An 18,294-nucleotide genomic window follows, 5' to 3' on the forward strand; every position below is an offset into this window, starting at 1 on the left:
TACCGTGATGTCACGATAACGGCATTCTAAAAGAACCCCAGTTCTTTGAATGGTGAACAATGGCGTCACAGGTCGAGCCGAAACTGTCGCTGCCCGCATTGACCGCGATGGTCGTCGGATCAATGGTGGGCGCAGGAATCTTTTCGTTGCCGCGTAACTTCGCGCGAGCGACTGGGCCGGTCGGCGCGATCATTGCATGGTGCATCGCGGGCGTCGGCATGTATGCGTTGGCGCGCGTTTTCCAGGCGCTGGCCCAACGGCGGCCCGAACTCGACGCCGGCGTGTTCGCGTATGCGAGAGCGGGCTTCGGCGACTATGCGGGCTTTCTCTCCGCGTTCGGGTACTGGATGGCGGGGTGCTTCGGCAACGTCTCGTACTGGGTGCTGATCAAATCGACGCTCGGCGCCTTCGTCCCGGCGTTCGGCGATGGCAATACGGCGACTGCGATCGCCGTATCGTCGGTCGGCATATGGCTGTTTCACTTCGTGATGTTGCGAGGCGTGCAACAGGCCACGATGATCAACACCATCGTGACGGTGGCGAAGGTGATTCCGATTATCCTGTTCATCGGCATATTGATCGTCCTGTTCCGCGTCGACATGTTCCACGCGAATTTCTGGGAAAGCGGCGATGCACTGTCGGCAGGACTGTTCTCGCAAGTCCGCTCGACGATGCTCGTCACCGTATTCGTGTTCGTCGGCATCGAGGGCGCGAGCGTGTATTCACGCTATGCCAGGGAGCGCTCGCATGTCGGCGCCGCGACGCTCTACGGCTTCGCGGCCGTGCTGTGCCTGCTGGTTCTGGTGACGCTGCTGCCCTACGCGACGTTGCCGCGTGCGGACATCGCCGTGATGCGGCAGCCGTCGATGGCGGCGGTGCTGGGCGCACTGCTGGGGCCGTTCGGCACGGTCTTTATCGGCGCGGGCCTGATCATTTCGATTCTTGGCGCGTACCTCGCGTGGTCGCTCATTTGCGCCGAAGTGCTGTTTGCCGCGGCACGCATGGGCACGATGCCGCGCATATTCGCCAAGCAGAACGAGCGCAAATTGCCGGTCGCCGCGATCTGGCTGACCAGCACCGTGGTGCAGCTATTCGTGATCAGCACGTATTGGTCAACGGATGCGTTTTCGCTGATGATCAATCTCACCAGTTCGATGGCGTTGATTCCGTATTTTCTGGTTGCGGCTTTCGGCATCAAGGCCGCGCGTCACGACATCGAACAAGGCGGCGAGCAGCGCAGCGTCTTGCGCCGGGAATACTTCATTGCCGCGTTCGCCACGCTTTATACGGCGTTCCTGCTGTTTGCGGGCGGCGCCAAATTCCTGATGATGTCGGCGATGCTCTATGCGCCTGGCACCGTGCTGTTCATCCTCGCCAGACGCGAGCGCGGCGTGCCTGTGTTCATCAGAACGGAGTGGATCATTTTCGCGGTCGCGGTGTGCGGTGGTATCGCAGCGCTGGTTAGTTTGATAACCGGGGCGATCGTGATCTGAACTGCCGGTTTGTCGTATTCGTGCCGGACGGCATGCCATGTCCGGCAATCGAACGTCGGCTGAAACTTGCCGATGCCCGCGCTAGGCGGGGAATGACGATCTCTCGCGCAGCAATTCAAGCAGCTTGCCTCGTGCGGACGGATGTTTGTCCGCACGGCACACTATCTCCCGCGTCTTTCTCGCCCTCACTCGGGAACGTATCGCCCTACATCGTCTCCATTCGCTTCTCGCGACGAGAGCATCGCGCTCGCCACGACGATTGCGGGTTATTCGCCGCCCGCGAAAGTGGCAATCAAGGAGTGGGTCAATCGCGGCTACGAGAGTTCGCTGGTCAAGGGCATGAGCAGCGAACGGGGGCCACTGCCTGCGCGGCTTCGGAAGCGAAGACGCACCGGAAGGGGGAGTGCGTTTCTCGACCAGCGTAAGCCGGTATTCAGACATCGTTGGTTTCGGAGTGGGAACGCAGTGCGGCGGGGCTTTGATGAGCGGGGCAAGTCAAGGTTCAATTACGCAACTAACCGTCTGCGTCTTTTTAACCGCCGCAAATACAAAGCGAGGCCTTAGCGGCCAATCTTCCCGCAGCGTGGTTGTACCCGGCTTGCAAGACTTGATGCGCGCGCTTCAGTTAGCTGCCTCGCACGCAACCATCTCTCCGCTCGGGCAACATGGCAGGTCTGCACGCTATATGTTATCGGTTGTCGTATATCGATACGTCTCGCTAGTCCGTTCCGCGATGAACAAGCTAGCGACCAGATAACTCCCCTTGGAGTCGCCGGTCAAAATTCAGCAGTCGCTGAATTCCTCGGGTAAATGCTACTTTTACTACCCAGTCAGTAGCCTTAAACTTGATCGATGATGTACGACGACATATGAGACTAGGGGCGACGTAACACCACATCCCAACCTTCAGGTCGCCGCCAAAACAGCCCGCCCAGGTCGGCGCAAAGCCCACCGCATACAGGCCCGGAAGCTCCTGCAGTTATCAGAAGCCGCACTCCCGCTCCAGGCCGACGCATGCGTTCAGGCGCATCCCACCGCCTGGGCCACGTGAGGAGAAAGCCATGAAGTCGCAATACCGCTGGGTGGTCGCCGCGCTGCTGTTCTTTGCCGGCATGCTGAATTATCTGGATCGCGCCGCGTTGTCCGTGGTCGCGCCGATCATCAAGGCGGACTTGCACATCAACGACGCGCAGATGGGTCTGCTCTTCAGCAGCTTCTTTATCGGCTACTGCGTGTTCTGCTTCGTCGGCGGTTGGGCGGCCGACAAATTCGGCCCGCGCAAAGTCTTCATGCTCGCGGCGGGGTTCTGGTCCGCGTTTTGTGGGGCGACCGCGTTCGCCGGCAACTTCGCCACGCTGATGGTCGCGCGGGTCGCGTTCGGCGTCGCCGAAGGACCCATGGGCACCACGACCAACAAGTCCATTTCCAACTGGTTTCCGCGACGTGAAGCGGGCAGGGCGGTCGGTCTCACCAACGCCGGGCAGCCGCTTGGCGCGGCCGTCGCGGCGCCGATCGTCGGACTGGTCGCGCTGCAATTCAGCTGGCGCGTCTCGTTCGCCGTGATCGCGGCACTCGGCTTCGTCTGGATGGCGTTCTGGTGGCGCTGCTTTCGCGATCAGCCGGATGAACATCCGTCGGTATCGAAGGCAGAGGCTCAGTGGATCGTCGCCGACCGTCAACCGACGCCTTCGGCCTCTACTGGCGCGGTCGCCACGTCGCATGGTGTATTCCGCTATCTGTTTTCGCTGCCGGTGCTCGGCGTGGCGATGGCGTTCTTCGCGTTTAACTACGTGTTGTACTTTTTTCTTTCGTGGTTGCCGAGCTACCTGACCGACTACCAGCACCTGGATATCAAGCACATGAGCATGGTCGGCATTCTGCCGTGGCTCGGCGCGACGCTCGGCTTCGTGCTGGGCGGCATGATCTCGGACGGACTCTACAAGCGCACGGGCAACGTTCTCTTCGCGCGCAAGACCGTGATCATGATGGGCCTCGGCATGGCGGCGATCTGCGTGATGCTCGTCTCGCGCGTGAGTTCGCTCGTGCCTGCCGTCACGCTGATCGCGGTAGCGAGTCTCTTCGCCTTCATGACGCCGCAGGCCTGCTGGTCGCTGCTGCAGGACATCGTGCCGCGTGAGCGAATCGGTGCGACCGGCGGCTTCGTGCATTTGCTCGCGAATCTCGCGGGTATTCTCTCGCCGAGCATCACCGGGTTCATGATTCAGTACGGCGCGGGGTATTCGTCGGCGTTCGTTGTGGCGAGTGCGCTCGCGGCGCTCGGGCTGGTTGCGTTGGCGCTTACGGTGCGTGAGCGGAGCGTGGCGCGGCTGCGTAGCGCGCCGGTGTGAACACGCAGAGGAGCGCCGGATTCTGAGGCAGCGTTTCGTGGTGCCGACGAGTCGAGGACCACGAACGCCTGGTCAGTCGATTGGATGCCTCAGATCGTCGACGCATTGAACGCTCGTTTCAGGGCACCGCGTTTTACTCACAGCGAAGTCAGCGTCCTTTTGCGCGCGCAAAAGGACGCGCCAACTCTCAGGCTTTACTGACTTCTTCACGCGGCTCCGCGCGATAGTTCAGTCTTTCGGACAACTCGACCGCCGCCCATCCGCCTGTCTATTTCCGCCATCTTCGCTTTGACCGGCAAGCTGATGCTCGTCGGCAATGGCGCGCCGCAGGCAGATCTGCGGCGTCACCATGAAGGACACGCTATTCGGATCCCGGGGTTCTCAGCCGCCGATTTCCGTGGTCATGAATCGAACGGGCGCGGAGTGCAAGTGTATGTGTATAGCGGTGGGCGGTTCGCGGTAGATGACGCTGCTGCACGTAGCGCTCCACTGCAAATTCAGCCATGCCTGGCATCAGGTCTTTGCCCCGCTTGATCAGATTGATCATCGGCATCTCCGGAATCTACGCACGGTGCATATTCGCAGTTACAACTGCCGCGCGTCGTTTCGTTGAATTACATTACTTATACTGATTTGTCGGCGATTGCTTCAGACACCGTCTGATCTGGATAAGAGGGTAGGAGCTTACGTGGCGATTTCAGAAGGATGCGCCATCATTTGTCCCGATTCGAAAGTCCCCTTGCCGCGGGCGTTTGGTCCCGCTGGCAAAAGCGCACGCATTTTGCGAACGCTGCGGGGAGGGCTACAGACCCGACAGGAGCGTGTCATGTGCGTAGAGTACGCGATGGGGCGGCTTTCGATCGCGCGAATAAATGGTGAGGTCATTTGACAATGCCACCGTTCTGGTTTCAACGCTCCCGCCGCACATCACGGGCATGCGCTGCTCTGGCCTTCACCCTGTTGCCCCACCTGTCGAATGCGCAGACGGCGCCGAGCCAATTGACCGGCACTACCGTGGTCGGCGGCAATGTGAAGCAGCACGCCAACGCCGTGCTCGCGATCATGACCTACACGACGGTTCCCGACGTTACTACCAGTAATCTGTCGGTCAATAGCGGCACCACCGGGAATCCCGGTTTCGGTCAGACTCAGTTTGGCGGCGGCTTCACGATCAGCAAATCCTTTCCGTTGTACCTTGAGGGGACGCTTGCCTACAGCCGGTACGATCCGATCTTTATCGCCACGAATGGCACCGAGCAGCGTGCGGTGCCGACAAAATGGAACACGTTCAGCGGCACAGTGGGCGTCGGCTGGGATTTCCGGATCACGGATGAACTGGTGTTCCGTCCGATACTGAACGGTACGATTGGACGAGTCTCAAGCGACCTGAAGGTGGGGCAATCTATCTTCAATCGGGCCACTGACAGCAATCTGCAGTTTCTCGAGAATGGCTCGCTGGATGCGTACGGATACGGCGGCTCACTCATGCTCGACTACGAGCACTACCGCGAAAACTACGAAATCGACGCCGAATTGCGTGCCACGGACATCTACCTGCGCAGCTTCGGCAGTTCGTCGGAGGCGGTTCAGGGTTCGGCCATGGCGCAGCAAGTGAGCCTGTGGACACGCTGGCGAGCACCTACCGGCTGGCACGCGCTGGACCGGCCGATCCGCTACGTGCTAGAGGCCGCTTATTCGCACTACTTCGGGGACAGTGCCGGCGTGTTGGGGTTCAACGACCTCACGTCACTGGGAGTCGGGCTTGAACTCGACAGCAGCAAGTATCCCGTCATCATTACTCGCACGCGCGCGATGGTGCGATACGTGTTCGGACACAATGTGCACGGCGTGTCGTTCGGCTTTGCAATGAGTTTCTAACTGTTCCTGACGACCGCCCCGGATTCCGTTTCTCCGGACGGGGCAATGATCGGTCGCGATTGCTGGACCCGAGGGGGCGGGCGAGAAAACCCCGCGTAACATGGGCTTGGTAGAACCAGCGCAGTTCAGGGCGATGTGCCACTAACGAGGCGGACATGCGGCTAGCTGACTTCATCTTGCGGAACATGGAAGCGATCGTCGCGCAATGGGAGGCGTTCGCTGGCGACCTGCGCTGCACCATTGGCCCCATGGACCGCCCTGTCGTCGCGCGCGATAACCTTGCTCGCCAGCTAACCGACATTAGCAGGTCTGGACCGGAAAGGCCGTTGCCGCTTCTATTTCAAGAGCGTTTCGCGCAAGGCGGGCGAAGCGAGGTAATCCAGCAAAGCAAGTAACTCGTTGCTTGCCGCCGCGCCCACCGTCGACTCGAAGCGGCGCTGAGTCGGCTTCCAGTACGACTTGGCTTCTTTCAGTTTGTCCCGGCCATCCTTGGTCAGCGTGACGATTCGACGCCGACCATCATTCGTGTCTTTCTCGAGGCTCAGGAAGCCTTCGCGGATCAGCGGTTTGAGCGTATGCCCCAGTGCCGAGAGGTCCATCACCATATCGCCCGCAAGTTCGCTCTGAGTCGGATTGCTGAGCTTCTCGACCGTGCGCAGCAGGTTGAATTGTGCCGCGTTGATGCCCGTCGGTGCGAGCGCCTGATCGTAAAGTTGCCCCATGCTTCGCGTCGCACGGCGAAGCGCACCATAACTACACGCGCTGGACGTCAGCGCTTTCTCGGTTTGTCGATGCATCGGTTTACCTCGCTCGAATTTTCTGTATTATGGCATATGCCAGTTAACTCACGCCCTGAAGAACCGAAGTTCGATCGCTCTTGCTGGTGCGTTGGTGGCATATGCCATCATGGGATGGATCTCGCTATTGCATTGCGTGCCGAACAAAGGGAATCTTATGAACATGAAGTTGTTGCTACTGCTGTGCGTTTCAGTGCCATCGTTCATGATTAATCTGGACGCAAACATCGTCGCCGTATCGCTCAGTTCCATCGCAGGATCGCTGCATGCGGACTTTGCGTCGATCGAGTGGGTCATTTCGGCATATGTACTTGCTTTCGCCAGCCTGCTGATGCCTGCGGGCGCATTGGCGGATCGATTTGGGCGTAAGCGGATTCTCGTGCTCGGACTCGCGATTTTTACCGTGGCGTCGTTCTTTTGCGGCGCGGCTACATCGGTCGTGTCGCTGAACGTCGCGCGCGCCGTTCAGGGCATCGGCGCGGCTCTGTTGCTGAGCGCCGCATTGGCCGTGCTCTCGCATGCGTTCCACGGGAAAGAGCGCGCCAAAGCGTTCGCGTTCTGGGGTTCCGTGATCGGGATCGCGGTGATGCTTGGGCCTGTCGCGGGCGGCTTGATCACGCAATCATTGGGTTGGCAGTGGGCTTTCTACGTGAACCTGCCGATCGGGGCCGTCATGATCGGGCTGACTTTGTTCGTCGTGGAAGAATCGAAAGATCCCGCTGCCAGCCGCATCGATCTGATGGGCGTGGTGCTGTTCAGCGGATTTCTTGGATTGCTGACGTGGGCACTGATCTCGGGAAATCGGGAGGGCTGGAGCAACCACTGGATCCTGTGGCGCGCCGGCGTAGCAGTGTTGCTATTGATTGCCTTTCTGATCGTCGAACGGCGCGAGTCCCGGCCGATGGTCGATCTGTCTTACTTCGAGGAGCGCACCTTTCTTGGCGCGAATATCGCGGGCGTCACCTATCCGGTGACCTTTCTGACGATGCTCACGTATCTTCCATTTTTCTTTCAGAGCGCGCTTCATAGGACGCCGCTCGTCGCCGGCTTGATGATGCTGCCGCTCGCGGCTCCGCTTTTTGTCATGCCGCGCATCGTATCGGCGTATCTGGATCATCGCTTTTCCGGGCGCGCGCTATTGTCGATCGGCCTGTGTCTTGTCGCGGTTGGCTTAACGATGACGTCAATCGTAATTGGTCGGTTGAGTTATCTCTCGGTGTTGGTACCGATGTTCATCGCGTCATTGGGTGCGGGCATTCTGAATGGCCAGGTGCCAAAGGTCAGCATGACCGTGATCCCGGTTGAACGGGCAGGCATGGCATCGGGGATCGCGGGAACCGTGCGTTTCAGTGGCCTGGTGCTTGGGTTTGCTGCATTGGGCGCGGTGTTGTTCACGAGCGTTGCCGGCGATGTCGCGCTGCATTTTCCGATGGCATCGTTGCAAGACCAGGCGCAGATGACGCGACTGACTGCCAACGGCAATTTCGCAGCCGCGGCGCAAGCGCTGACAGGTCAGAAAGTCGAGATAGCCGTGTTGGTCGCGAGTCTCGCTCGCGGCTATCAGATTCTCCTGAGCGTTGCCGCCGCAATCGCGATCATTGCTGCCGCATTGACATGGTGGTTGACGGATGCCGAGGAGACCGCGCCGCATGCGGCGGCTGGACCGAGCGCCGTCAATACCTTGCTGGATTAACGGAGGTTGCCATGCAGTATGCGCAGTTCGGCCGTACCGGCCTCTCAGTGTCCCGCCTTTGCGTTGGGACGGGTACCTTCGGTCATCAGACTGCAGAGCGCGACGCGTTCCAGATACTCGACACGGCGGCCGAAGCCGGCGTGAATTTCATCGACACAGCCGACATGTATCCCGGCGGCGCCGAGCCGCACGAGATCGGCGAAGCGGAGCGCATCACCGGGCGCTGGCTCAAAGGCAAGCGCGATCGCTTTATCGTAGGGACGAAGGCGGGCGGCGCGATGGGGCTGTCGGCGTGGGACAGAGGGTCGTCGCGAAAGCATCTGCTCGATGCCATCGACGCGTCGTTGCGGCGGCTCAACACTGATTACATCGATCTGTACCAGCTGCACATGGACGATCCGGCGACGCCGCTCGACGAGACGGCGGAAGCTCTCGACCTCATCGTGCGATCGGGGAAAACGCGTTATATCGGCGTATCGAATTTTCTGGCGTACCGGTTGGCTCGCGCGTTTCGTCTCGGCGCAACCGCGCTACAACCTGCTGTTTCGCGAAATCGAGCGTGACTTGCTGCCGCTCGCGCAGGAAGAGGGTTTCGCCGTCATCCCCTTCAACCCGCTCGCCGGCGGTTTGCTCACTGGGCGCTACCGCAAGGCAGACGATCCGGACAAGGGACGCTTCTCGCCGGAAATGGGTTCGTTCGGCGCGATGTACAAAGCACGTTACTGGCGCGATCGTGAATTCGAAACGGTCGAGCAACTTCTGACGATCGCGCGCGCGAACGGCGAGCCGCTGCCCAAGCTCGGCGTCGCGTGGGTCATGGCCAATCCCACGATTACCTCGGTCATTCTCGGCGCAAGCAGAAGCGATCAACTGATCGATACGCTCGCCGCTGCGGACTACAACTTGCCTGAAGCACTCAAGAATCAATTTGACGATCTCACCGCCGAATACCGTCGCGGAGACGCGGGACGTTGATCTTCTCGTGGCTTCATCTGTTAGGCAGGGAGAAGTCCGGCTGCACGATACGTGTCGATCAACGTATCGAAGAGCTTGATGTCGGCGCGACCGCGCGCCATCAGCTGTGCGCCCGAGACGGCGGCAAAGATCGCGCGAGCGCGCGTCCTGGCGTCTTTTGCGCCGACGATTTCCGCTGCGACGAGCATCTTCGCGAGCCACGCCACGTTGACATCGACGAAGGCCAGCACTTCGGTCTTCACGACGTCGGGTAAATCGTCGTATTCGGCAGTCATGAAGCTTGCCAGACACATGCGGTTGTCGTTCGCCAGCGCCGCGCGGAACGTTGCCGGGTATTTGCGCAGGCAGCCGACTGCATCCGGTGTCTTCGCCGATATCGTTTCCAGCGCGGCCGCCGCATCTTCCCAGTAACGTTTGGCGACGGCGGCGGCGAGATCGGCTTTGCTCGGGAAATGATGGTAAAGGCTCGCGGCCTTGATACCGACCTCTTCGGCGAGCGCGCGAAGGTTCAATCCGCCGTAGCCGTGCGCCTGCGCGATCTTTGTCGCGGCAGCCAGGATTTTGTCACTGGAATGTGTGCTCGTACTTGCCTGGTTTGCCACAAATCTGTCCTCGATAAAGATGAGTAGCCTCGAACACCATCGAGGCCGATTAGCCTTGCGTTTCGCCAGAACGGCGGCGAAATCCCTTAACGCTCGATTGTAATGTGCGTCCGCTTTTACGGTTGCGCTCGCCGCGCCAATAAATCCCTACGGCGCGAATGGTGTTGACGACGCCGGGCAGATTGCTTATCGTACATCCTAACAAACGTTAGGTAGATAGATGCAGCGCTGCCTTGTTTTCATCTCCAACACACTCCTGGAGTCATCCTTATGAGCACCGAACTCGTCTCACTCGACGCAAGCAAACTCGCCGAATTGATTCGCACCAGGGAAGTGTCGCCGCTCGAAGTCGTACAGGCGCATCTCGAGCGCATCGATGCCGTCGATCGCAGGATCAACGCCATCGTCACGGTCGCCGACGACGCGATTGACGCCGCAAAAGCTGCGGAGGCGGCGGTGATGGCCGGTCGTGAACTCGGGCCGCTGCATGGCGTTCCGTTCACGGCGAAAGATGCCATCGATACCGCCGGCGTCATGACTCAACGCGGCTCACCGATCTTCAAGGGCCGCGTGCCCGACACTGACGCAACCACCGTCGTTCGCATGAAAAAAGCGGGCGGCATCCTGCTCGCCAAGACCAATCATCCCGAATTCTCTTTCTGGATCGAGACCGACAACCTGCTTTCGGGACGCACGCTGAATCCGTGGAATCTTGATCGCACGCCGGGCGGATCGAGCGGTGGTGAGTCCGCCGCCATTGCAGCGGGCATGTCGCCGATCGGCCTCGCCACCGACGTCGCGATCTCGATCCGAGGTCCGGCGGCCCTGACTGGCGTCGTCGGGCTCAAGGCGACTCACGGACGCATTCCGATGACGGGGATCTGGCCGCGCGTGCCGCGCCGTTTCTGGCACGTCGGCCCGATCGCGCGTTCGGTCCGCGACGTCGCGCTCGCGTACTCGCTCCTCGCGGGTCCTGACGGCGCGGATGGTTTTTCGACGGCCCCGCTTCAACTGGATGCGGGCGTGGGATCGTCGCCGGGTCGCCCGCTTCGCGTGGGTTGGCTCGTCGATGCGTTCGCGCCGGTCGATGCCGACGTCGCCGCGACTGTGCGTGCCTCGGCCGAAGCCCTAACCAGTCTTGGCATCGCCGTCGAGCCGGTGCGTATTCCGGTGCTCGAAGAGATCAATGCGCTGGAGTTGCTCTGGAAACTCCAGGTGATGGAAACGAAGCCCGCGTTTCGAAAAGTGACGGCCGGCCACGAAGACAAGATCTTCAAGCACGTGCAAGGCGTCTATGACACGCCGGACACCTCGATCGCCGATTTCGTCGACGCGGAACAGAAGGCGGAACAACTGCGCGACGGATTCGCCGCGTACTTCCAGCGCTACGACGCGCTGATCTGCCCGGTGACGACCGTGCCGGCGCACGAACACGACGCGGCGGAATTCGACATCGACGGTCAGAAGGTGTCGTCGTTGCATGTAATGACCGCCACGGCGCCGTTGAGCGTGACCGGACTTCCGGGGCTGTCGCTGCGTTTCGGTACGAGCCGCGAAGGACTGCCGATCGGCGTGCAGCTCGTATCGCCGTGGATGGCGGAATCGACGATCCTGCACCTCGCTTCGTTACTCGAAGCCGTGAGTCCGGTACGCGGTCTTCATCCCGACATGTCCCGCATCTGAACTTCCTGAGGAGAAAAGTCATGCCCCTCGTACGTATCGATCTGTTGAAAGGCAAGAGTGCCGCTTACCGTCGGCAACTCGGCAACGCTGTGTATGAAGCGATGCTCGGTGCGAATGTGCCGCTGAACGACCGCTTCGTGATCGTCAGTGAACACGAAGCGGACAACTTTCAGTTCGACGAAACCTATCTCGGCGTCGGGCGCAACGACGACCTCGTGATGATCCAGATCACCTGGAACGAGGGCCGTACTATCGAGCAGAAGAAGACGCTCTACCAGGCCATCGCCGATGGCCTCGCGATTTCACCGGGTGTACGACCCGAGAATGTGTTGATCAATCTCGTCGAGGTGAAAAAGGAGAACTGGTCGTACGGACACGGCATCGCTCAGTACGTCAGTTAGCGCGACAAGAGAAACAGACATGTCGATCACTGAACATCCAGCGCCGCCATCTGCTGGGCAATACGTCGGCGTTGGCCGCGTTGATGTTTCTCGATCTGCCCGGGTCGGCGAATAGCTTTGCCGAGTCGCGAATCGTGATTGCCGAGCGAGCGGCCTCGGCCGCCTCGCTCGGGCCGAACCGGCAAATCGACGCCGGCCGACTCAACGTCGGATACACCGAAGCAGGCCCGTCGAACGGACCGGTCGTCATCCTGCTGCACGGCTGGCCTCACGACATCCACAGCTTCGTGGAAGTGACGCCGATACTGGCAGCGGTGGGCTATCGTGTGATCGTGCCGTACCTCAGGGGTTACGGCTCGACACGCATCGTTTCCGCGGACACGCCGCGCAATGGTCAACAAGCCGTCTTCGCGCCGGACGTGATCGACTTGATGGACGCGTTAAAAATCGATCGGGCGATACTCGCCGGCTTCGATTGGGGCGCGCGCGCGGCGAACATCGTCGCTGCGATATGGCCTGAACGATGTTGTGCGCTCGTGTCAGCGAGTGGTTATCTGATCGGTAGCCAGAGCGCCAATCGCAAGCCGTTGACACCTCGCGGCGAATTACAGGCGTGGTTCCAGTATTACTTCGCCACCGAGCGCGGCGCCACGGGTTATGCAGAGAATCGCAACGAATTCAACAAGCTGATTTGGCAAAACGCATCGCCGAAATTCAGATTCGACGATGCAACATACTCGCGTACCGCTCAGGCCTTCGATAATCCCGATCATGTCGCGATCGTCATTCACCACTATCGATGGCGGCTAGGGTTCGTTCAAGGTGAACCGCAGTTCGACGAACTGGAAAAGCGACTCGCGCTCTCGCCAAAGATCTCCATACCGACGATCACTCTGGAAGGCGATGCGAACGGCGCGCCACATCAGTCACCCGCCGCTTACGCCGGTTGGTTCACGGGCAAGTACCGGCATCATGAAGTCAAAGGCGGTATCGGTCATAACTTGCCGCAAGAAGCGCCGCATGCCTTCGCCGAAGCGGTCTTGCAGGTGGCGAAGATGTAGTCCAACGGTGGTTCGCGCGTGTCGTGTCAATCGGCATCTCCTTCGGCGTTCATGTTGTCGAGCCTTACACATTCCAAAGTCGTGGATCGTCCAGCGACGGTATGGCCTTCTGTTTTCCCGGGACTCTGCGCGAGTCTGATCGGCATTGGCCTTGCGCATTTCGCCTACACGCCCTTGCTTGCGGTTCTGATTCAGGCGCATTGGTTTTCCGCGCCTGATGTCGTCTATCTCGGTGCCGCGAATCTCGTCGGCTTACAAATGAGGCGATAGAATTTGTGAGTGAATAGGAATGCTTACGTGATCGGAGGATAGAATTACTCCGCTGTGGTTTTTGTGCCGCGGTCGTTCTGCATCGACCATTTACGGATCATGTGCGCGATTTTGATGCCGGACCTTCTGATTGTCGTTACCGCGACAGATCCGATCATGGATCGCCTGGCTGGACTGTGGCCTTATTTCGGGCAGTTGGCGGCAATGCGGGTGCGCGCCTGGCTGGTTGCGCAGCCACTGGCGCGTTTGCTGTTGATGCCATTGGGGCTGGCGCTGGCGGCAGTGCTGCTCATCGGTGTCTCGTAGGTGCAGCTTGCCGGCGTGGCGCCCGGCACCGCTACGTTTTTTAGTGGCGATCAACGTCGATCGTTTTGACCTTGATCTGCGCGGCGCAATCAGGCGGTAACCGCTAGAATTGCGGCTTTAGCCCGGAATACGCCAATGTCTTTTGCCTCGCTTGGCTTGATCGATCCCTTGCTGCGTAATGTGCAGGACCTCAATTACCAGACACCTACGCCGGTGCAGGCCAAGGCGATTCCTGCTGTGCTCAGTGGCAAGGACGTCATGGCCGCGGCACAGACCGGCACTGGCAAAACGGCGGGTTTTGCGCTGCCGCTGTTGCAACGACTGGTGCAACACGGCCCGGCGGTGTCCAGCAACCGCGCGCGTGTTCTGGTGCTGGTGCCCACGCGTGAACTGGCCGAACAGGTGCTGCAAAGCTTTATCGAATACGGCAAAGGCCTCGACTTACGATTTCTGGCTGCCTACGGCGGTGTGAGTATCAACCCGCAGATGATGAAGTTGCGCAAAGGCGTGGATGTGCTCGTGGCCACGCCGGGCCGTTTGCTGGATCTCCATCGCCAGAACGCAGTGCAGTTTGATCAAGTACAAACGCTGGTGCTGGATGAAGCCGACCGCATGCTGGATCTGGGCTTTGCGCGCGAACTCAACGCCGTCTTTGCTGCATTGCCCGCTCAGCGCCAGACCCTGCTGTTCTCTGCCACGTTCACCGATGATATCCGCGCCATGGCGGCAGGCATTCTGCGCGGCCCGATCAATATCAGTGTCAGCCCACCCAATGCCACGGCCAGCAAGATCAAGCAGTGGGTGGTGCCGGTGGATAAAAAGAACAAGCCCGACCTCTTCATGCACCTCGTGGCTGAGAACAACTGGGAGCACGCGCTGGTGTTCGTCAAAACCCGCAATGGCGTGGAGTATCTGGCGGCCATGCTGGATGAAGCGGGCTATGCCGTCGACACCATCCACGGCGACAAACCGCAGCCCGCGCGCCTGCGTGCGCTGGAGCGCTTCAAGACGGGCGAAGTACAGATGCTGGTAGCCACCGATGTGGCTGCGCGCGGGCTGGATATCGACGACCTGCCGCTGGTGATCAACGTTGATCTGCCGATCGTGGCGCAAGACTATGTGCACCGTATTGGCCGTACCGGCCGCGCGGGCGCCAGCGGCGTGGCGGTGTCCCTTGTGTGTGCCGATGAAGCGCCGCAACTGGCCGCGATTGAAGCGCTGATCCGGCAAACGCTGGCCCGTGAAGAAGAGCCGGGTTTTGAAGCCGAACACCGCGTGCCGCAAACCAGCGCGACGGGCCAGATCATCAAGAAACCCAAAAAGCCCAAGAAGCCCAAAGTGCCGCAAGCTGCGCCGGGCGCCACGCAGGTGCTCAGCAAAAAGCCGCGCCCGCAAACTGGCGAAAACAAACGCAAGCCTGCGGCGCAACGCGCTGTGGCCGGGGCTAAAGGCACGAGCTTGTCCAGCGGTAACCCATTCAGTGTGCAAAAGCCACGCAGCAAACCCGCCAGCAAGCCAGCCGTGGGTTCACGTAAGGCGGACGGCAAACCCGCTGGTGGCCGCGGCAAACGCCAACCCTGATCCGTGCGGCGAGTAACGCCAGCCCTGGAACAGGTCGGCGGGCAGTCGCAGTTCGCATAGCACCGGGAACGTGCCTTTGAAGCCATCGAATGCGCGAAGCATTTCACCGACTTTAGCTGGTTCGATGATCGAGGCGAAATGGGTTGTTTTCGCGGGCGCAATAGCGCCGACGAGATCGCGAGCCGGGGCTGACTGACAGAAGCCCTCTTTGATCGTGTATCGGAAGACGCGGCTTATTTCTCCGCGCAGACGACGAGCGGTGTAGCGTGCATCGCGGCCGTCGACTCGCTTCAGCGTTTCGAGGATCTCCGGCGCATCAATCTCAGAGATTGGACGTTTGCCGAGCCAGGAGAAGGCATCATTGCTGAAGCGCGCGAGTGTGTTCTCGTGTTGCCGTGGCTCGACTCGACGTAGAACTTGCGTTCTTCCACCCATGCCGATGCAACAGCTTCAAATGTATCGCCCGCGCCGAGCCGCGCAGCACGTTTATCAGTTTTTTTGCCGAGCCCTGGCCAGTGACACGCCCCGGATAGACAGCAAGCGCGAGCGTTCTCTCTTTGCTGGCGAACCGGTAATTCGACCGCCGATATTCGGCTCCGAACTTATCCAGTTGGAGGTACATGCGACCGCCGTCGGACAATCGATTGCCGGGGCTCCATGGGTTCTAGCTGACGACGCGCACCTGCGCATCTGTGAGCGACATGGTGGTATCTGGGAGATCTGATCTGTTTGACAAAAATCGCAGAACAACATCAATTCCTTGATTGACGGCCTTCCGTTGCGAAACCTACGCCGTGGTTTTTGGACGAACTGGACACCGCGGAAGACTCGCAGCGCAATTCGAACAAGACATCACGCTCGCCGCAGTACCGGAATTCATTGCACTGTCGATGGTGTCGATCGCGTGGGAGCGCCTCTACATCGCGGGGTAGCGCGGCGAACCGGCGCGCATCGGAGCGCCGTTACCACACGTGTCGAGCGACGCATCGCCGCCCGAGCCGGTATGGATTCCCGTTACGGAGATGCTCGGTGGGCCGTGGCTGGGCCGAATCCGGCTTGCATTGCAGCGGCATCGACTCGATCGAGTGACCGGTTTGCTGGAGCCGGCGTTGTCCATCGTGCCGGTCCGACTGCTGCTCTCAGTCAAGCTCCACGTGCTGCAAGCGTTGGTTCAGCACTGGCAAGGGCACACGAGACTTGCACTCCGAACGCTTCAGCGTGCTTGCGAAGCAGCACGCGTCGGCGGCTGCTCCCAAGCGCTACTGGAGGAAGGCGCGATGCTGGATCAGGTACCGGGCGTGGAGATGGATTGTGCGGTGCTCCTTCCGGCGACCAGCGTTCATAAAGCGCTGGCGCCGACGCCCGACTCGGTGCCCGTCCTGTGCATGCCTCAGTGCGTGGCTGCGCTTCGGCGGTCTTTGCAGATCGCTCTGGCCTGCGAGCCATGGAGAAGTCTTCTCTTCACAATCTTCCGCGAACTATGCCGCCCTTTCGACAGTGGGTTCTGCATGTTTGCGACTTAATGGCAGGACAGTGCACGCTGCCTGACGGTGGCCCCGTCGATCCGGTGACCGGCGGTCACCAAAACTGTCGGTACGCCTGCTGCATATCCATGCTGATTCCGATATGGCACGCCCTGCCTTTTTTCGCAGTTGATATTTCGTCTGAGAAAACCGAAAAAAGATACGTGGCTGAAGTCCGATGACTCGCTGCGATTAACGGTCACGATTGACCAGTGGCGAAGACTCCAGGTGCCTTCCGTGCGCGTCTGACGGCGGGGAAGGGGCGCAGCCGGAACGGTACAGGCATGCGCATTTGAGGCAGGGAACATCATGAAAGAACTCAATGCATGGACAGTCACTGGCATGGAGAGCGCCCCACTGATGGTGTCGGCAAACGCTGCTCCCGATCAGCGTTTGCAGCGGGCCGAAGCCGAAGTGCGTCGGCTAACCAGATGCATGGAGATCAAGGACCGGCAGCTCTGCCAGTTGCGCAAGGCGCTTGCGCATTCGGCAACCGTTCACTACTCATTTGAAGATCGCCTGCAGCGTGAACTCGATTCCCTGCGGATCATGATGCCCGTGAACGGGTTCCAGCAGCATTGTCGCAAGTTTGCTGGCGACCGGCCAGAGGAGGGCATCGTCGTGAAACTGCCCTACGTGACGTCGATACTGTCCGTTCTGTTCGATGCGATGTGTACGTTCTGGGCGGACGGCGATCACGATCATCCTCCGAAGTCTGCGACCGTCGCGCACGCGATCGACGAGCGCCTGGGCTTGAGTTCACAGCAGAATGGAGAGGCTTCGCGCAGCGGGCAGGCCTACGCGTCGGCGATCAGGCCGGACTGGGTGAAGGAGGCCGACAACCGGCACCATTGCCGGCCTGCAGGCATGCGCTAATGTCAGGGGCCGGTCGTCTAGACTGTCGCTTGCGTGTGTACCGTACTGTTGTCGCAAACGGCGAGGGGCATGTCGCCTCGGGCGCGCACAGAAGGTGCATTCGCTTGAGTCGGATGCGAATGACCCGGCATGCCAGGTTCAGCGAGCGGGTGCTGTCCGAAGCAGGTAATCGAGTTCAGCAGCGTGACAGGATCGCACTGGAGTTTGTGGAACGTGGGAGGGTCCAGATCGATTGAGCATGCAACGAGGTTGGCGCAGCCCGGCGCCGTGTCAACGCCGATATCGAGCAGATCGAGCCCGAAGCGTCGGTACAGACGTGCAACGGAGCGTGAGACCGCGCCGATCACGCGTGTTGCGCCCAACGAGAGGGCGAGCGCCATTGAGTAAGGGAACAACGACATGCCCGGCATGGAGCCCGTTCGATGGTCTGGCAGCCCAGATCCTGCGAATCGCGACATCTCCCATATCGAATGTGATGACGGCAAGGAATCTGGCCTTGCAAGTTCCGGAAAGACGTCACGGAGCAGATAGGGTCCTGTGGTGGGCATGAGCCGCGCACATCCGCACACCTCGTCGTCTGCGGACAGTGCGACCAGGTGGACCGTAGCGTCTACGTCGAATTCATCCCACTCGCTCGTCGCATCGTGTGATACGCCGGGTATTTCCCAGTGCAGGCGCTGGACAAATACCCTGTGACGGAAGACTCCGAGATGGTGACGGATATCTGATGGCAGCTCATCAAGCCGGCCGGCAACGATATATGACATGGGCTCCTCCTGGTGTTAGCCGTTGACGCGACGCTATCAG

14 protein-coding genes and 3 pseudogenes are annotated in these 18,294 nt (G+C 60.2%); 12 read left to right on the forward strand and 5 right to left on the reverse strand.

Going from position 1 to position 18,294, the window contains the following annotated elements; genetic code table 11:
* Positions 1 to 59 precede the first annotated feature (59 nt).
* Positions 60 to 1,493 (forward strand): basic amino acid/polyamine antiporter, encoded by a 1,434-nt coding sequence (locus PQQ53_RS30075; protein WP_408147922.1) that lies wholly within the window; start codon positions 60 to 62, stop codon positions 1,491 to 1,493.
* A gap of 1,061 nt (positions 1,494 to 2,554) precedes the next feature.
* Positions 2,555 to 3,841, forward strand: coding sequence for an MFS transporter (locus PQQ53_RS30080; protein WP_408328235.1), 1,287 nt, complete (start codon positions 2,555 to 2,557; stop codon positions 3,839 to 3,841).
* A gap of 361 nt (positions 3,842 to 4,202) precedes the next feature.
* Here the strand turns inward: PQQ53_RS30080 and PQQ53_RS30085 are convergent, their stop codons facing one another.
* Complete coding sequence (locus tag PQQ53_RS30085; RefSeq protein ID WP_408147926.1) at positions 4,203 to 4,388, reverse strand: hypothetical protein; 186 nt, start codon at positions 4,386 to 4,388, stop codon at positions 4,203 to 4,205.
* A 344-nt stretch (positions 4,389 to 4,732) separates the two neighbouring features.
* Between PQQ53_RS30085 and PQQ53_RS30090 the strand changes: the two genes are divergently transcribed.
* On the forward strand, positions 4,733 to 5,719 hold the full coding sequence (locus tag PQQ53_RS30090) for a hypothetical protein (RefSeq protein ID WP_408147928.1): 987 nt from the start codon (positions 4,733 to 4,735) through the stop codon (positions 5,717 to 5,719).
* A 335-nt stretch (positions 5,720 to 6,054) separates the two neighbouring features.
* Here PQQ53_RS30090 and PQQ53_RS30095 read toward each other — a convergent pair whose 3' ends face one another.
* Positions 6,055 to 6,441, reverse strand: a complete 387-nt coding sequence (locus PQQ53_RS30095) for a MarR family winged helix-turn-helix transcriptional regulator (protein WP_408328238.1) — start codon at positions 6,439 to 6,441, stop codon at positions 6,055 to 6,057.
* A gap of 211 nt (positions 6,442 to 6,652) precedes the next feature.
* On the opposite strand from PQQ53_RS30095, the gene PQQ53_RS30100 reads away from it, so the two are divergent.
* Positions 6,653 to 8,209: an MFS transporter gene (locus tag PQQ53_RS30100; RefSeq protein ID WP_408328321.1), complete on the forward strand. Its 1,557-nt coding sequence runs from the start codon at positions 6,653 to 6,655 to the stop codon at positions 8,207 to 8,209.
* A gap of 11 nt (positions 8,210 to 8,220) precedes the next feature.
* Positions 8,221 to 9,184 (forward strand): annotated as a pseudogene (locus PQQ53_RS30105) (aldo/keto reductase).
* A 20-nt stretch (positions 9,185 to 9,204) separates the two neighbouring features.
* Here PQQ53_RS30105 and PQQ53_RS30110 read toward each other — a convergent pair.
* A complete protein-coding gene (locus PQQ53_RS30110; protein ID WP_408328241.1) occupies positions 9,205 to 9,786 on the reverse strand; it encodes a TetR/AcrR family transcriptional regulator in 582 nt (193 codons plus the stop codon).
* A 270-nt stretch (positions 9,787 to 10,056) separates the two neighbouring features.
* Between PQQ53_RS30110 and PQQ53_RS30115 the strand changes: the two genes are divergently transcribed.
* The 6 genes and pseudogenes from PQQ53_RS30115 (at position 10,057) to PQQ53_RS30140 (ending at position 15,088) form a co-directional block, all read left to right on the forward strand.
* Positions 10,057 to 11,469: an amidase gene (locus tag PQQ53_RS30115; protein ID WP_408328244.1), complete on the forward strand. Its 1,413-nt coding sequence runs from the start codon at positions 10,057 to 10,059 to the stop codon at positions 11,467 to 11,469.
* A gap of 20 nt (positions 11,470 to 11,489) precedes the next feature.
* A complete protein-coding gene (locus PQQ53_RS30120; RefSeq protein ID WP_408328247.1) occupies positions 11,490 to 11,870 on the forward strand; it encodes a tautomerase family protein in 381 nt (126 codons plus the stop codon).
* A gap of 83 nt (positions 11,871 to 11,953) precedes the next feature.
* On the forward strand, positions 11,954 to 12,931 hold the full coding sequence (locus PQQ53_RS30125; RefSeq protein ID WP_408328250.1) for an alpha/beta fold hydrolase: 978 nt from the start codon (positions 11,954 to 11,956) through the stop codon (positions 12,929 to 12,931).
* A gap of 51 nt (positions 12,932 to 12,982) precedes the next feature.
* Positions 12,983 to 13,183, forward strand: a pseudogene (locus tag PQQ53_RS30130) (YbfB/YjiJ family MFS transporter); the annotation flags it as partial.
* 72 nt (positions 13,184 to 13,255) lie between these two features.
* A complete protein-coding gene (locus tag PQQ53_RS30135) occupies positions 13,256 to 13,507 on the forward strand; it encodes a hypothetical protein (protein WP_408328253.1) in 252 nt (83 codons plus the stop codon).
* 135 nt (positions 13,508 to 13,642) lie between these two features.
* The gene (locus PQQ53_RS30140; protein WP_408328256.1) at positions 13,643 to 15,088 is read left to right on the forward strand and encodes a DEAD/DEAH box helicase; all 1,446 of its coding nucleotides are present in this window, start codon (positions 13,643 to 13,645) and stop codon (positions 15,086 to 15,088) included.
* A gap of 27 nt (positions 15,089 to 15,115) precedes the next feature.
* Here the strand turns inward: PQQ53_RS30140 and PQQ53_RS30145 are convergent.
* Positions 15,116 to 15,728: pseudogene (locus PQQ53_RS30145) on the reverse strand (tyrosine-type recombinase/integrase); the annotation flags it as partial.
* Positions 15,729 to 16,920: 1,192 nt separating this feature from the next.
* Here PQQ53_RS30145 and PQQ53_RS30150 point away from each other — a divergent pair.
* The gene (locus tag PQQ53_RS30150; protein WP_408328258.1) at positions 16,921 to 17,487 is read left to right on the forward strand and encodes a hypothetical protein; all 567 of its coding nucleotides are present in this window, start codon (positions 16,921 to 16,923) and stop codon (positions 17,485 to 17,487) included.
* 17 nt (positions 17,488 to 17,504) lie between these two features.
* Here the strand turns inward: PQQ53_RS30150 and PQQ53_RS30155 are convergent, their stop codons facing one another.
* The gene (locus PQQ53_RS30155) at positions 17,505 to 18,254 is read right to left on the reverse strand and encodes an acyl-homoserine-lactone synthase (RefSeq protein WP_408328261.1); all 750 of its coding nucleotides are present in this window, start codon (positions 18,252 to 18,254) and stop codon (positions 17,505 to 17,507) included.
* Positions 18,255 to 18,294: the final 40 nt, after the last annotated feature.

The organism is Paraburkholderia strydomiana (assembly GCF_046030495.1).
GTDB classification, from domain to species: Bacteria; Pseudomonadota; Gammaproteobacteria; order Burkholderiales; family Burkholderiaceae; genus Paraburkholderia; species Paraburkholderia strydomiana_A.